Source organism: Arthrobacter woluwensis, from assembly GCF_030816155.1.
Taxonomy (GTDB): Bacteria; Actinomycetota; Actinomycetes; order Actinomycetales; family Micrococcaceae; genus Arthrobacter_E; species Arthrobacter_E woluwensis_A.
This window is the reverse complement of sequence record NZ_JAUSXR010000001.1, coordinates 465,598-480,475: the sequence shown is the minus strand read 5'-3', so window position 1 is coordinate 480,475 and position 14,878 is coordinate 465,598. Positions and strand designations below refer to the sequence as shown.

14 protein-coding genes and 1 riboswitch are annotated in these 14,878 nt (G+C 67.4%); of the genes, 6 read left to right on the top strand and 8 right to left on the bottom strand.

Going from position 1 to position 14,878, the window contains the following annotated elements; genetic code table 11:
* Positions 1 to 5: 5 nt before the first annotated feature.
* The 6 genes from QFZ52_RS02200 to QFZ52_RS02175 all read left to right on the top strand — a co-directional run bounded on the left by QFZ52_RS02200 (position 6) and on the right by QFZ52_RS02175 (position 5,274).
* Entirely contained in the window at positions 6 to 533 is a 528-nt protein-coding gene (locus QFZ52_RS02200) for a hypothetical protein (protein ID WP_307495994.1), read from the top strand.
* Positions 530 to 1,804: an extracellular solute-binding protein gene (locus QFZ52_RS02195; protein WP_307495993.1), complete on the top strand. Its 1,275-nt coding sequence runs from the start codon at positions 530 to 532 to the stop codon at positions 1,802 to 1,804. Before QFZ52_RS02200 ends, QFZ52_RS02195 begins: the two co-directional genes overlap by 4 nt.
* Positions 1,805 to 1,829: 25 nt before the next feature.
* On the top strand, positions 1,830 to 2,777 hold the full coding sequence (locus tag QFZ52_RS02190) for a carbohydrate ABC transporter permease (RefSeq protein ID WP_307495992.1): 948 nt from the start codon (positions 1,830 to 1,832) through the stop codon (positions 2,775 to 2,777).
* A 4-nt stretch (positions 2,778 to 2,781) separates the two neighbouring features.
* Positions 2,782 to 3,675, top strand: coding sequence for a carbohydrate ABC transporter permease (locus QFZ52_RS02185; RefSeq protein ID WP_307495991.1), 894 nt, complete (start codon positions 2,782 to 2,784; stop codon positions 3,673 to 3,675).
* Between the two features lie 2 nt (positions 3,676 to 3,677).
* Positions 3,678 to 4,871, top strand: a complete 1,194-nt coding sequence (locus QFZ52_RS02180) for an ABC transporter ATP-binding protein (RefSeq protein WP_307495990.1) — start codon at positions 3,678 to 3,680, stop codon at positions 4,869 to 4,871.
* A 91-nt stretch (positions 4,872 to 4,962) separates the two neighbouring features.
* Positions 4,963 to 5,274 (top strand): putative quinol monooxygenase, encoded by a 312-nt coding sequence (locus tag QFZ52_RS02175; RefSeq protein ID WP_307495988.1) that lies wholly within the window; start codon positions 4,963 to 4,965, stop codon positions 5,272 to 5,274.
* A 135-nt stretch (positions 5,275 to 5,409) separates the two neighbouring features.
* On the opposite strand, the gene QFZ52_RS02170 is transcribed toward QFZ52_RS02175, so the two are convergent.
* From QFZ52_RS02170 to QFZ52_RS02135, 8 genes are all read right to left on the bottom strand, one after another.
* Positions 5,410 to 5,916 carry a flavin reductase family protein gene (locus tag QFZ52_RS02170; protein WP_278268279.1) on the bottom strand — a complete coding sequence of 169 codons (507 nt, stop codon included), beginning with the start codon at positions 5,914 to 5,916 and terminating at the stop codon, positions 5,410 to 5,412.
* Positions 5,900 to 7,333 carry an LLM class flavin-dependent oxidoreductase gene (locus tag QFZ52_RS02165; protein WP_307495987.1) on the bottom strand — a complete coding sequence of 478 codons (1,434 nt, stop codon included), beginning with the start codon at positions 7,331 to 7,333 and terminating at the stop codon, positions 5,900 to 5,902. Before QFZ52_RS02165 ends, QFZ52_RS02170 begins: the two co-directional genes overlap by 17 nt.
* Before the next feature lie 32 nt (positions 7,334 to 7,365).
* On the bottom strand, positions 7,366 to 8,370 hold the full coding sequence (locus QFZ52_RS02160) for an ABC transporter permease (RefSeq protein WP_307495986.1): 1,005 nt from the start codon (positions 8,368 to 8,370) through the stop codon (positions 7,366 to 7,368).
* On the bottom strand, positions 8,370 to 9,308 hold the full coding sequence (locus QFZ52_RS02155) for an ABC transporter ATP-binding protein (protein WP_307495985.1): 939 nt from the start codon (positions 9,306 to 9,308) through the stop codon (positions 8,370 to 8,372). The genes QFZ52_RS02160 and QFZ52_RS02155 overlap by 1 nt, the downstream gene beginning before the upstream one ends.
* A complete protein-coding gene (locus tag QFZ52_RS02150) occupies positions 9,305 to 10,327 on the bottom strand; it encodes an ABC transporter substrate-binding protein (RefSeq protein ID WP_307495984.1) in 1,023 nt (340 codons plus the stop codon). The genes QFZ52_RS02155 and QFZ52_RS02150 overlap by 4 nt, the downstream gene beginning before the upstream one ends.
* Before the next feature lie 432 nt (positions 10,328 to 10,759).
* Positions 10,760 to 11,305: an AMIN-like domain-containing (lipo)protein gene (locus QFZ52_RS02145; protein WP_307495983.1), complete on the bottom strand. Its 546-nt coding sequence runs from the start codon at positions 11,303 to 11,305 to the stop codon at positions 10,760 to 10,762.
* 214 nt (positions 11,306 to 11,519) lie between these two features.
* Positions 11,520 to 13,952 carry a magnesium-translocating P-type ATPase gene (gene mgtA, locus QFZ52_RS02140; protein WP_307495982.1) on the bottom strand — a complete coding sequence of 811 codons (2,433 nt, stop codon included), beginning with the start codon at positions 13,950 to 13,952 and terminating at the stop codon, positions 11,520 to 11,522.
* Positions 13,952 to 14,269: a cation-transporting P-type ATPase gene (locus tag QFZ52_RS02135; protein WP_307495981.1), complete on the bottom strand. Its 318-nt coding sequence runs from the start codon at positions 14,267 to 14,269 to the stop codon at positions 13,952 to 13,954. The genes mgtA and QFZ52_RS02135 overlap by 1 nt, the downstream gene beginning before the upstream one ends.
* Positions 14,270 to 14,648: 379 nt before the next feature.
* A riboswitch (M-box (ykoK) riboswitch) is annotated at positions 14,649 to 14,826 on the bottom strand.
* Positions 14,827 to 14,878: the final 52 nt, after the last annotated feature.

Below are 14,878 nucleotides of genomic sequence, written 5' to 3'. Positions count from 1 at the left end.
ATGTGATGTCGAGTGTCACGCGCGAGGGGGACTGGATCCCCCACAACACTCAGGAAGGCGTCTTCGTCGTGGTCAAGGCGACCAATGACTACGTGTCGGGGTGCTTCCAGGAGTACCCCTGGCACCCGGACCCCACGGGTCAGTACGCCGCCCTGTACCGGCCGTACCACTATGTGGGTCTCGAGCTGAACGTCTCGATCGCGAACGCGGCGCTGCGCGGTATCGCCACCGGAGCCCCTGAAGGATTCCACGCCGACGTCGTGGCCTGCGCGAAGAAGGATCTGAAAGCAGGCGAGATCCTCGACGGCGAAGGCGGCTACACCGTGTGGGGCAAACTGATCTCCGCCGGAAAATCGGTCCGTGACCGTGCCCTTCCCGTGGCCATGGCGCATCATGTGAAGCTGCTTCACGATGTCCCCGAGGGCGGTATCGTCGGCTGGGACGACGTCGAGATCGATCATTCCCTGGAAGTGGCTCTGAAGTTGCGCCGCGAAACCGAGGCACTGGCCTCCGAAGCGGTCACAGCGCCATGATCGCCCGACGCTCCTTTCTGAGTGCCGCCGGGGCGACAGCCGCAGGGCTCCTCCTGACCGGCTGCGGGACCGGGACGGCGCTCGACCCGAACCGGCCCGCATCCGCCGGCGGCACCCTGAAATTCGGCAGCTGGCAATGGCTGGAACCTGGTCGCGGGCAGGCGATGTGGCAGGCCATCCAGGCCTATCAGAAGGCGAACCCATCAGCCGCACTGGCCCAGAGCACCACCCCGTTCCTCTCCTTCGCCGACAAGCTCAACACTGAACTCGGCGGCAAAGGGGGTCCGGACGTCTTCGTCGTCCAGGACGTGAACTTCTACCCCTTGGCTGATGCCGGCATCCTCGCGCCGCTCACGTCCGTGGTGGCGTCTCATCACGGACGGCCGCTGAACCACACCAACACGTCCGGCATCGTGAACGGGACGCAATACGGGATCACGTGGGAGCGTCTGAACTGGAACTTCTTCTGGAACCGCAAACTCCTGGAGAAGGCGAAGGTCACGCCGCCCACGAATGTCAAGGAACTGATCGCCGCATCAGCTGCGATCCGCTCAGCCACCGGCCTGGACGGTTTCGGGGTGCGTCATCAGATGACGGAGTTCGACTCCTGGTTCATGGACTTCGACGTCTGGACTTACGGTCACGGAGGAGCCTGGTCCGACGGGTCACGCCCCACCATCGACACGGCGGAGAACCTCGCGGGAGTCGAGGCGTTCGGTGAGATCTACCGTTCCGGTGCGATGCCCATCGGTGATGACGCCTCCACGATGCGCACCAAGTTCCGCGAGGGCCGCCTTGCCATGATGATCGACGTCTCATCGACGGTCGCCGGCATTCTGCGGTCCTCCAAAGTCGTCACCTCCGACGACATCGGCTATGCGGAGCGCATCCCGCTTCCACGGCCCTCGGCCCATCAGGAGATCGTGCTCGCGGTCAACGGGTACAGCAAAAACCGCAATCTCGCCGTCGACTTCGTCGGCTGGGTGGGATCTGACGAGGGGCAGAGTGCGCTGAGAAAGGCCATGGGTCCCTCCACTCTCGCCACGGACATTCCGCTGGATGCCGACTACGCCCGTGCCAACCCGTGGGCGGAGTCCTTCATCAATCTCGCCAAGGAATCACGAAGCCCCTTGATCAAGGGATTCGAAGCACAGACCAAAGCGATCATGCGCGAGGTGATGACCCAGGTGGAGCGCTACCTCGTGGACGGCGGGAACGCCGCGACCGCGCTGTCGACAGCGCAGACCCAAGTGACTCAGCTGATCGGCTGAACGGACCAAGCAAAGGATCAGGGCAATGTCGCTCCGAACTTCCACGTCCCCGCCCCTCGCGGCTCAGGACCACCTCAAGGAGGCTCCGTCACGTCACCATCTGTGGCAGCGGATCTCCCCTTACCTCTACATCGGGCCAGCGGTGATCTATCTGGTCGTCTTCATGATCATCCCGGTCATCCAGGGACTGCGTCTCAGCTTCACCAGAACACCGCTCGTCAAACCCGACGGCGGGACTGAGGTCGGTCTGGACAACTACACACGGCTGCTGAGCAGCAGCCAGTTCTACAACTCCCTCGGCGCCACACTCCTCTACACCGCGGCGACAGTCCTCATCGCAGTTGCGATCGGAGGCGGGGCCGCGCTGCTTCTGAATCGCGCCTTCAAGGGCCGGACCATCGTCCGAGCGATCATCACCTTCCCCTGGGCTGTTCCCACCGTGGCGACGGCATTGATTTTCAGCTGGATCTTCAACCGGTCGGACGGAGTTCTCAACGAAGTGGTCGGTGTGATGGGAGTCGGCCAGCAGGGATGGCTGGTGGACCCCAAATATGGGATGGCCGCCGTCGTCCTGACGTCCGTCTGGAAAGTCATGCCATTGGTGATGCTGGTCGTCCTGGCTTCGCTGCAGTCGATCCCCGGGGAGCTCTACGAAGCCACCCGGATGGACGGCGCCGGCGCCCTGGAGACCTTCAAGGCGGTCACCTGGCCGCACATCGCACCCACGGTGCGTGTCGTCACCCTGCTCATGACGATCTGGTCCATCCGACGCTTTGAGATCATCTACCTCCTCACAGGCGGTGGTCCGGTGGACAGCACGAACACCCTGGTCGTGAACGTCTACCGCCAGGCATTCAGCAATCAAGAGCTGGGCCGCGCCGCCGCCATCGGCGCCCTGGGGCTCGTGCTCTCTCTGCTGGTCACCGTCGTGTACTTCATCATCGAACGGCGCAACACCGCCAAGGAGGCCTAGAACCATGACCATCCGTCAAACCACCAGTCCCCCACAGCAGGCTCCCTCGCGGCGGCGGGCCAAGGCCCCCGGACAGCGCCACTTCAGCAAACCGGCACGTTATCTCATGCTCGCCGCCCTGGTGCTGTTCTCCGGATTCCCCCTCTACTGGATGCTCAACACGGCACTCAGTGAGGACTCGGAGCTGTACGGTCAAGCGCAGCGGTGGTGGCCGCACTGGGAGCGCCTCGGCGACCTCGGCGCCGTCATCGGCAACGTGCCCATTTTCAAGTGGCTCACCAATTCGCTCATCATCGCCGGCGGCACCACGTTGCTGTCCCTGATCTTCGCTGTTCTTGCCGGCTACGCGCTCTCCCGTTTCAAGTTCCACGGCAAGGGAGCCGCAGGGTTCCTCCTGTTCGCCACCCAGATGCTTCCGGAAGCGCTTCTCGTGGTGCCGATCTACTCGCTGTTCGCTTCGCTCGGCCTGCTCAATGGCATGGGAGGACTCGTCCTCGCGAATGTCGCATTCACCATGCCTGTCAGTGCATGGATCATCAAGGGGGCCGTGGACGCGATCCCCTACGAGATCGAGGAAGCGGCATCCGTGGACGGATGTCCGAGGGTCACCACCCTGTCCCTTGTTCTGGTCCCCCTGATCCTCCCGAGCATTGCGGCGGCAGCGGTCATCAATTTCTTCGACGGCTGGAACGAGTTCCTTCTCGCGAAGACCTTCATCGCAGAGCGGGATCTCTGGCCGGCCTCAGTGGGTCTGGCCTCCTTCATCGGCCAGTATCTGACCTCGCTGAACTCCGTGATGGCCGCAGCACTCCTCTTCACCCTCCCGGCATTGATCTTCTTCCTCCTGGTCCAGCGACGCATCGTCTCCGGACTCACTGCCGGCTCAGTCAAAGGTTGATCATGACAAAGCTTTCACTGCGAAACATCGGCAAACGATTCGGTGACACCAAGGTCATCCAGGACTTCAATGCCGAAGTGGACAACGGCGAGTTCCTGGTCCTCCTGGGCGCTTCGGGATCGGGGAAGTCGACCCTGCTGCGTATCATCGCCGGACTCACCGATGCCACGACGGGCGACATCGTGTTCGACAACCTCCGGGTGAACCGGCAGAGCCCCCGTGAACGTGACATCGCCTTCGTCTTCCAGTCGTATGCGCTGTATCCACACCTCAACGTCCGGGACAACATCGCCTTTCCCCTCGCCCTGGACAAGTTCAAGGCCTGGCACCACGTCCCCGGTGTCAGCCCCATCGCCCGGCGGGTCTTCAGCACCGGCAAAGACGTCTCAGCGAAGGTGGCAGAGGTGTCGGCGATGCTCGATCTGGATCAGTTCGCCCTGCGCAAGCCCGGCGAACTTTCCGGAGGGCAGCGGCAGCGGGTCGCCCTGGCCCGCGCCCTCATCCGTAACCCGTCGATGTTCCTCCTGGACGAACCGCTGTCCAACCTGGACGCCAAACTCCGAGCAGAGCTGCGCGGAGAGATCGTCCGTCTCCACCGGCACACCGGGAAGACGTTCATCTACGTGACTCACGACCAGGTGGAAGCCATGACCATGGCGACCACGATCGTGGTGCTCCACAACGGAGTGGCACAACAGCAGGGAAGCCCGCAAGAGATCTACAGCACGCCGGCCAACACCTATGTCGCCCGGTTCATCGGCAGTCCTCCCATGAATCTCCTCCACGGGACGGTCACGGACGGCCGCCTGATCCTGGGTGACCTGCACCTGCCACTGCCCGCCCGGGCCCCGTCTTCCGGGGGGATCACCGTTGGACTGCGGCCAGAACATCTCAGCCTCCGCACCACTGGTGACGGGCAAGGCCTCGAGGCCACCGTGCGACGGATCGAGGACCTCGGCGCCGACACCCTGATCGGCGTGCAGCCGAAGGCCACCCTCGGTCTCAGATTGTGGGATCTCAACCAGGACGAACTCCTCTGGATCCGTCAGCCGGGTCAGACCCGAGCCATGGTCGGCGACCCCTGCGCGGTCGGCGTCGATGCCGGAGCCGCCAGCTATTTCGACGAAGAGTCCGGGGTTAACCTGGAGTCGATTCCCCGTGAATCGCCCGGCCGCGCGCTGCCTTCCATCGCATGAACACCGCAGACCTTGATCCGGTCGTGTCCGCGGAGGCCCTGGGCCTTCCCGCGGGCAAGGCCACCTTCCCTCCGCACCCGAAAGGCCCCTGATGTCCGTCGTCGTCACCGCAATCTTCACTCCGCTGCCGGGAGCACACGAGCAGGTGGTCGGAGCCTTGGCCCCCGCCATCTCTGAGGTACACCAAGAGCCGGGCTGTGAGCTCTACGCCATCCATCAGGCACCGAATGGGCAGATCGTCATGATCGAAAAATGGTCGGACGAAGAACTCCTCGACCGGCACGGCGCCGGAACCGCGGTCGCCCGGCTCAATGCTTCGCTGGAAGGATTGCTGGAGGCGGCCCCAGTGGTCACCCGGCTGATCCCGATTCCCGCCGGCACGGCAGGTCAAGGCCGGCTCTGAGAGACGCTCGGATGAAGTAGCGGCCGCGTGTGCAAAGGCATAGCCCTTGCTCACGCGGCCGAGAGGCTCCCCCACGTGCCCGTCCTCAGACCGCCTCGCGGTAGCAGGGTTCGGCGCACACTCTTTGAAACGGCCCTAAACCAGCGCCGGCTGCCGGAGCCCCGTGAAGGTCGAGGAGTGGAACACGAGCGGGTCCACGTGCCCCTCCCGCACTTCGTGCCCATGCACGCGCAGCAGCACGACGGCGTGGTCCCCGGCCGGGACCTCCTGCTCCACCGAGCAGTCGAGCCAGAGTGCGGCCCCCGGCAGGAGCAGCGCACCTTCGCTGCTGACACTCACGGGAAGCCCGGCGAAGCGGTCCCCGTCCTTGGACGCGATCTGCCGTGCGGCGTGCTCCTGATGGGCCGAGAGGACGGAGACCCCCAGGCGGGCCGAGCTCCGCAGGACAGGCCAGGTGCGGCTGGAATTCTGCACCGCGAACATCACGAGTGGCGGGTCCAGCGACACCCCGACCGTGAACGTCGAGACCACGAGTCCCTGCGGGGCGCCGTCCACGAGGGCGGCGAGCGCCGCCACGCCACTCGGCACCTTGGCGAACGCGTGGCGCAGCTGGGTGCTGTCCGGATCACTGACGAGCGGCACGGGCGGCACCTCCCCCGAGCAGGACGGGCTGTTCCCCCGCAGCGCCGCCGCCGGGGCTGCCGGGCGAGGCGGCGTCGTCGTGCTCCGCGGAGTCGTGGCGGGCGGCGAAGAGGTTCGCCGGGCGCGGCAGGCCGTAGTGTTCCCGCAGCGTGGTCCCCGTGTACTCGGTGCGGAAGAGCCCGCGCTCCTGGAGGATCGGGACCACGTCCCGGGTGAAGACGTCCAGGCCGGACGGCAGGACCGGGGGCATGATGTTGAAGCCGTCGGCGGCGCCGGTGGTGAACCAGTGCTCGATACGGTCGGCCACCTGCTCGGCCGTCCCCGCGAAGGTCTGATGTCCCCGGCCGCCACCGAGCCGGCCGATGATCTGCCGGACCGTCAGGCCCTCACTGCGGCCCAGCTCCACGATCAGGGTGCGGCGGCTCTTGTTCGCCTCGATCTGGGACTCCTCCGGGAGGTCGTCCGGAAGCTGCTCGTCCAGGGCCAGGCGCGACGGGTCGACGCCGATGACGCCGGCGAGGTGCCGCAGCGCGTGTTCGGGCAGGATGAGACGGTTCAGCTCCTCGTCGAGGGCCCGCGCCTCCTCCTCGGTGGCGCCGATGACGGGGACGATCCCGGGCAGGATCTTCACCGCATCGGCGTCGCGGCCCGCGAGCGCCACCCGACGCTTGAGGTCGGCGTAGAACTCCCGCGCGCTCTCGACGGTCTGGTGCGCCGTGAAGATCGCCTCGGCCCAGCGGGCGGCGAAGTCACGGCCGCTCTCCGAAGAGCCCGCCTGGATGATGACCGGGCGGCCCTGCGGCGAGCGCGGCGCGTCGAGGGCACCTTCCACCTGGAAGAACTCGCCACGGTGCAGCACGGGGTGGACCCGGGAAGGATCGCCCCACACGCCGCGGTCCTTGTCCCCCACGTGGACCTCGTCCTCCCAGCTGTCCCAGAGCTTCTCCGTGACCTGCAGGAACTCCTCGGCCCGGGCATAGCGGTCGGCGTGAGCCGGCTGGCTGTCCAGGGAGAAGTTGCGGGCCGCGGCGTCGCCGGCCGTGGTGACCACGTTCCAGCCGGACCGTCCGCCGCTGATCTGCTCCAGCCCGGCGAACCGGCGGGCCAGGTTGTACGGCTCGTTGTAGCTCGTGGAAGCCGTGGCCACGAGTCCGATCCGCTCGGTCACCGCGGCGATGGCGGCCAGGAGCACGGTCGGCTCGATCACGCCGTAAGGGCGCTGAGTGACGTCCCCGTGCAGCAGCGGCGAGTCCGCGAAGAACACGGCGTCGAAGTGCGCCTTCTCCGCGGTCTGCGCGAGCCGCTGGTAGTGCTTCACATCGGTGGCGGCCCGGGTGTCGCTCTCCGGCAGCCGCCAGGAGGCCTCGTGGTGCCCATTGCTCATGAGGAACGCGTTCAGGATGAGTTGGCGTGGCATGGTGTTCCTTCCTCTTCAGACAGGTGGAGTTTTCAGCGGCTGGACTCGGCCAGGCGCCAACGGGAGAAGTGGCGTTCCACGGCCACCAGGAGGTAGTTCACGGTGAACCCCAGCACCGCGACGGTCAGGATGCCCGCGTACATGTCGGGGATCAGGAAGCTCGACTGGGCATTGGTGATCAGGTAGCCGAGCCCGGCCTTGGCCCCGACCATTTCCGCGGCGATCAGGACGAGCACGGACGCGGTGCCCGCCATCCGCACGCCGGTGAAGATGGTGGGGACGGCGGAGGGAAGGATGACCTTGAGGAACAGCCGCCCGCTCCCGAGGCCCAGGGTCCGAGCGGCCCGGATCAGGAGCGGGTCCACGCTCCGGGCGCCCAGGATGGTGTTGAGCAAGACCGGGAAGAACGCCGCATACGCGACGATGCTGATCTTCGAGACCTCTCCGATGCCGAGCAGCAGCGTGAACACCGGCAGGAGTGCGAGCGCCGCGGTGTTGCGGAACACCTCGAGCAGCGGGTTGAGGAAGCGGTCGAGCCCGCGGTACCAGGCGATGAGGAGCCCGAGCGGCACACCCAGACCCACCGCGATGGCGAAGCCGCTCACCGACCTCCCGAGGCTGGCCAGCACGTGTTCCTGCCACTGCCCGGACTCGATCAGCTTGCCCAGAGCGGCGAGCACCTCGTGCAGCGGCGGCAGGAAGACCCGCGTGGCCTCGTCGAGGAACAGCCCCGGGCCGAACTCCCACAGGAGCAGGAACAGCGCGATCGCGCCGGTGGACCACAGCACGCGGCCGGAGACCCTGCCGATCGCGCCTGCCACCCGCCGAACGTTTGCCCCTGTGGACGACGCCGGCTCCCCCTCCCGCGCTCCCTGACCGGCCGTCGTGGGACCGTCAGCCGTGGTCACCCCACCGGGAGTGCCGTCCGCCGCCGCGGTGGCGGGCTGCGCGGACGCCGCGGGACCAGCCTGTTCCGCGGCCGCCTCCCCGGCCTCCGCCGTCGTGATGATCTCGTCGTTCACCGTACTCGTGCTCATCAGGCCGCACTCCTTTCACGTGCCGCGCCCGCTCCGGCTGCGCCCGCTCCCGACGAGGCCCCCGCCGGGACCTCATCCGGGGCCGAGCCGTCCGGGCGGATCTTGGCGTGGCCGGAGGCCTGAGCCCGCCGGACCTCGTCATGCAGGAGTTCCCAGAGCAGATGACGCTGGCGGACGAACGCCGGGCTGGACCGCAGATCGCCCTCGGCGTCCCGGTCCCCCAGGTCGATGTCCACGATCGTCTTGACCCGCCCGGGACGCGAGCTCAGCACGGCGACCCGCTGCCCCAGGTACACCGCCTCCTCGATCCCGTGGGTGATGAAGATGATGGTCTTGCCGGTCCGCTGCCAGAGCCGGACGAGTTCGTCCTGGAGCTGTTCGCGGGTCTGGGCATCCAGCGCCGCGAACGGCTCGTCCATCAGGAGCACGTCCGGCTCGTACGCCAGGCTCCGGGCGATCGCGACGCGTTGCCGCATGCCGCCCGAGAGCTCGTGCGGGTACCGGTCCTCGAACCCTTCCAGGCCGACGAGCGAGAGGTATTCGAGGGCCCGCGCCCGGCGTTCCTTCCGGTTCAGGGACTTGCCGTCGAGCTGACGGTCCTCCAGACCGAACGCCACATTCTCCGCGGCGGTGCGCCACGGGAACAGGGCGTACTGCTGGAACACCACGGCCCGGTCCGGACCGGGACCCGTGACGGGACGGCCGTCCAGGAGGACCTCCCCGCTGTCGGGCGAGGCGAGGCCCGCCAGGATGTCCAGCAGGGTGGTCTTGCCGGATCCGCTCGGCCCCACGAGGGTCAGGAACTCCCCGGCGGCCACGTCCAGGCTCACGTCCTGGAGCGCGGTGAGGCGGACCCCTTCTCCGGACTTCGACCCCTTGCCGGGGCGCAGGCGGAAAGTCTTGTTGACGTTCCGGAGGCTGATCTTCGGGGTGCTCATTTCTTGCCCTCCGTCCCGGTGCCCGCGAGCGCATTGAACTCATTCGTGTAGTACTTGGACGGCTGCACGTCCTTGCTGAGGATGCCGGTGTCCTTGAGCCAGTTGTTCCAGCGCTGGAAGTCCTCGTCCTGGATCGCGCCGTTCGCCGGGATGGCGATGCTCTTGAAGTACTTCAGGGTCGCGGTGCTCTCGTTGCGGTGCCGCTTGGTGATGATGTCCGTGAACCGCTGAATGACGGTGGCGCGCGGTGTGGTGCTCGCCCACTGGATCGCCTTGGCCACGCCGGTGGTGAAGGTGCGGACCGTGTCCGGGTTCTTCGCGATGAAGTCGTTCCGGAAGACGTACTGGCCTCCGGCGAACGCGCCGAACAATCCGTAATCGCTGAAGAGGGACCGCAGACCGCCCGTGGCCACCGCGTTGTCCTGCAGCACGCCGCTGAGTGCCCCGGCGTCGACCTGTCCACGGCGGATCGCCTGTTCGGTGTCGTTCGGCGCGACCACCACGAGCTGGACCTGCTTGATCTCGTCCTTGCTGAGGCCGTTCTTCTGCAGATACGTGGTGATCACGGCATCGGCATGGGCGCCCAGGGTGTTGACGGCGATCTTCCGGCCGATCAGGTCCTTCGCGGTCTTGATCGGGCTGTCCGCCTTCACATAGAAACCGTAGAAGGACTTCGCGTCGGAGCCGTAGTAGTTGACCACGGCCTTGACCGGGGCGCCGGCCTCCTGGAGCTTCACGACGGCCCCGGCGAACGCGCCGCCGAACTCCGTGTTGCCCGTGGCCGCGTTCTGGATGCTGGCCGGTCCGCTGATGGTGTTGCCCACCCAGTCGAGCTTCAGATCCCCCAGGTAGCCGAGGTCCGCCGCCAGTTCCGGCAGCGTCACGCTGTTGGCGCTGCCTTCGTAGCGGAGGGTCTTGACCTGATCCTTCGCGCTCTGGGCCGTGGCGGCCCCGCCGCAGGCGCTCAGCACGAGTGCGGTGGCACTCATGATCGCGGCTGCGATCACAGTCCTGCTCACGGTTCTCTTGCTGGTGCGCTGGCCCACGGGGCTTCTCCTCGATTGCTCTGGCGGACCCGGTGGCCCGCCGTGTGGGAACCATCTGAGCAGAAGCAGGGCGGAAATTCGCGGGTCCGTTCACGGGAGGAAAGGCGGCTCAACATTGCGCATCAGGCGAGCGTGCGACGGCGGATGACGCCCGGCGTCGCTCCGTGAGTTCCGGACCTGGGAACCGCCCCCGGTACACGCGCGCAGGCGCGCCCGGTGTGACGCTCCGTGGCTCACGATCACGCCGTGTGAAGCCGCGTCACGGCGGATGGCGCGACGCCGGCCGCACCCCGCGCCGCCGGATGGCGGCGGTTCGTGACGGAGAAAGTCGCTCCGTGACCCGGCTGCCGCTCACGGAAAAGGGGACGGCCTGAAGCCGTCCCCTCGTCCGCTCGCATCCTGCTCTCACCAGTAATGCGCCACATCCACCACCAGGCGGGATCCACCTCCGGGTCCGTCCAGGATGAACGCCCTGAACGGCAGCCGGGCCCTCACACCTAGGCCGATCGACGTCTTGCCCTCGAAGGATCCGGCGAACGCCACCTGGCGGAAGGCCGAGTAACCGGAGACATTGGACAGTTCCCGGGGATTGGCCGGGGTGTAGCTCGCGGTCCCGTCCGACCGGTAGGCCGGGTCGTTGACCACGATGTTCAGGAACGCCCCACCGCGCAGCGGGACCACTTGCCCGCTGGCGATCTGCCGCACCTGAGTGACATAGCTGACGGTGTATCCCTTGGCCTTGCCCTGGAGGTCCACCACGAGGCGGTCGTAACAGGTCTGCTGGCCTGTCCGGACGTTCGTCACGGGTGCCGTGGACATGCCGCCGGCGCTCTTCGCCAGCGACCCCCAGGTGATGCCGCAGTACGGGCTGGCCTGCGCGCCCGCGGGGGCGATCAGACCGAGTCCGGCCAGCAGGAGAAGTGCCATCAGCAGCGCACGGATCTTTTTCATGACCGCTCCTCCGCAGAATGAACGCTGATAGGCCCACGCTACGCCCGTTCGGGCCTCCGGGATCCTGCTGGAGCAGCGATGAGCACCGGATCGTTAAACGACCGGGAAGGCCGAGTCCGAACAGTGATCCGGGACGGGAACGCACGACGGCGGCCGGCGGCTCGGCGCGCGGCCGCCCGCCGTCGTCGTGCGCTCCGGAGAGGGCGGCGAGGGCTCAGATCCAGGCGCCGAAGCGGCGGATGAAGAGCCGCTTCGCCAGCTGGACCACGCCGCAGTACGCGGCCAGGGTGAGCACGAGCCAGGGGAAGTACGTCCACGGCAGCGGCACCAGGCCGAGGCCCGCGCCGAAGCCGGTGAACGGCAGGACCAGTCCGAAGACACACACCGCCAGGGTCGCGATCAGCACGGGCAGGCTCGCCCGCGAGCGCAGGAACGGCACTTTCCGGGTGCGCAGGAAGTGCACGATCAGGGTCTGCGAGATGATCGACTCCACGAACCAGCCGGACTGGAAGAGCGCGGCGTGCGCGGGGGTGCTGGCCGCGAACACGAACCACATCAGGGCGTAGGTGCTGATGTCGAAGATCGAGGACAGCGGCCCGATGCGGATCATGAACCGGGACAGGCTCTCGGCCTCCCAGACCCGGGGGCGGCTCAGTTCCTTGCGGTCCACGCGGTCCCACGGGAGCGTCAGCATGGACACGTCGTAGGCCAGCCCCTGGATGAGCGCCACCACGGGGATCATGGGCAGGAACGGCAGCATGGCCGAGGCCACCAGGACGCTGAACATGTTGCCGAAATTGCTGGACGCGGTCATCTTGATGTACTTCATCGTGTTCACGAACGTCCTGCGGCCCTCGATCACTCCGGCCTCCAGGACCGTCAGATCTTTGTCGAGCAGGATGATGTCCGCGGACTCCTTGGCGATGTCCACCGCGGTGTCCACAGAGATCCCGACGTCCGCGGTGCGGAGCGCCGGGGCATCGTTCACGCCGTCGCCCAGGTACCCGACCGTGTGGCCGTGCTCGCGCATGGCCTCGAGAATGCGGGCCTTCTGGGCGGGGTTGACCTTGGCGAAGAGCGTGGTGCGCTCCGCCAGCTCACCCAGCTGCTTCAGGTCCAGGGACTCGGTCTCCTGACCGAGGACCACGCGGCCGGTGTCGAGCCCGACGTCGGCGCAGACCTTCTGCGCCACGAGCGCGCCGTCACCGGTGATCACCTTCACGGCCACACCGTTGCGGGCCAGGCTCGCCAGCGCAGGCCCGGCGCTCGCCTTCGGCGGATCCAGGAAGGTGAGGAATCCGAGCAGCGTCATGTCCCGCTCGTCGTCCACGGTGTACTCGGTGCGCGGCAGGTCCTCCTCCGCCCGCGGCCCGTCCGCAGAGAAGGGGATCTCCCGGACCGCGACGGCCAGCACCCGCAGCCCGAGCGCGTTCTGGGCGGCCACCAGCTCCTCGATCTCCCGGCGGCGTTCCTCACCGAGTGGCGCCGCACGTCCGCCGGGCACCCGGCCCACGAGTTCGTGCGTGCACAGCGAGAGGACCTCTTCGACCGCGCCTTTCGTGACCACGGTGTGGCCGTCCAGGTCCTCCACCACCACGGAGAGGCGGCGGCGTGCGAAGTCGAACGGCATCTCGTCCACGAGGGTGAACGCTCCCGTGATCCGGGGCAGCTCGTCTCCCGCCGCGTCGAGGACGGCACGGTCCAGCAGGCCGCGGAGGCCGGTCTGGAAATGGGCGTTGACCGCGGCCGAGAGCAGGGTCCGCTCGCTCGGGCGGCCCGTGCTGTCGAGGTGCTGCTCCAGGACGATCCGGTCCTCGGTGAGCGTGCCGGTCTTGTCCGTGGCCAGCACGTCCATGGCGCCCAGGTTCTGGATGGAGTTCAGACGCCGGACGATCACCCGGTGCTTCGCCATGAGGTTCGCGCCCTTGGCGAGGTTCGCGGTCACCACCAGCGGCAGCATCTCCGGTGTCAGGCCCACGGCGGTCGTGACGCCGAACAGGAACGCGCTGGTCCAGTCCTTGGTCAGCCCGTTGATGACGAACACGGTGGGCACCATGATCAGCATGAACCGGATCAGCGTGGTGCTGACCTTCCGGATGCCGACGTCGAACGAGGTCTCGGGACGGGTGCCGGACAGGGACGCGGCGAGGGAGCCGAACGCGGTGCGGTTCCCGGTGGCGACCACCACGGCGGTACCCGACCCGGACACCACCGACGTGCCCATGAAGCCGAGGTTGTCGGCGTTCAGGGGGTCGACGTCGTCGGACGCGTCACCCTCTTCGCCGGCCGCGGCAGGCGGCAGAGGCGCCGCGCTCTTCTCGACGGGCATGGCTTCGCCCGTGAGCATGGACTGGTTGAGCTGCAGATCCTTGGTCCGGAGGAAGCGCACGTCCGCGGGGAGCATGTCCCCCGCGGCCAGGGTCAGGATGTCCCCGGGGACGATCTCCTGGATGTCGAGTTCGCCGCTCACCGGCTTGCCACTCACACACCGGGTCACGGCCGCGGTGGTGGTGACCATGGCGCGGAGCTTCTCGGCGGCGTTCCCGGCCCGGTACTCCTGCCAGAAACGGAGGACGGCGCTGATGGTCGCCATGACGGAGACGGTCAGGACGCCCTTGTAGTCGGGGCCATCGGCCGGATCCGCCATCACGACGTCGGTGATGAACAGGACGCCCCCGCCAGGAACAGCAGGATCAGCACGAACGGGTTCCCGAACGCCTTCACGAACTGGACCGAGGCCGGGGCCGGGCGGTCATGGCGGATGTCGTTGGGGCCGAAGCGCTGCGTCAGTTCGAGGACGTCGTGGGCCGTGAGGCCTTCGGGGGCGCTGCCCAGGTGGCGCAGGGCCGCGTCCGGGGTCATCCGGGCGACGTCCAGCAGTGCGGTGGAGCGGCGGGCGGTGGCCTGCCGGGTGGTCTCGGAGAACGCGGTGCGCTCGGCGCCGCGGGTGAGGAAGGTCAGCATGAGGTACTCCTTGGCTGCCGCAGGGCCGGATGGTGACCGGCGGGCGGCGGGGCAAGGGGATCCGGCTCGGCGCTCGGCCGCTCCTGGCCTGTCCGTGCTGAAGCGCACGACGGCGGACCACGGACAGGCGCCGCCGTCACCGGTGCGGTGGACGGGGCTGCCGTGGGCAGGAGAAGTTCAGGAGCGGAGGCTGCGCGCGGAGGCGGTCCCCTGGATATGACGGGGTTGACTGCAACTGTCCGCTGACATGGGACTCACCTCCTGTGAAGCTCGTGCGCGCCTCACGAACGGGGAGGTCCCGGGCGCTGTGGTCCCGGGCTGGTGGACTGGCGTGGCCGGACAGGGCATGGCGTGTGTCATGGATGATCCGGTGGTGCCGTAGTCGCCTCCACGTAAGAGCTTTGGCACTGCACGACGTATCCGCTGCCCTCGGCAACCGGAAGCCACTTTGGGTCAACCCTTAATCCGGGAGGACCTGTCCTAACCTTGGGCGTCTCTCGACGTCGTCAGATCAGTGGCCTGTATTCGTGCAGGAACCTCGCCTAACGAAGCGCTGCCTTTTCAGGCTAGGCCGGTCCGCCGGGAATGGCAATTCGGGGTGGGGGTGAC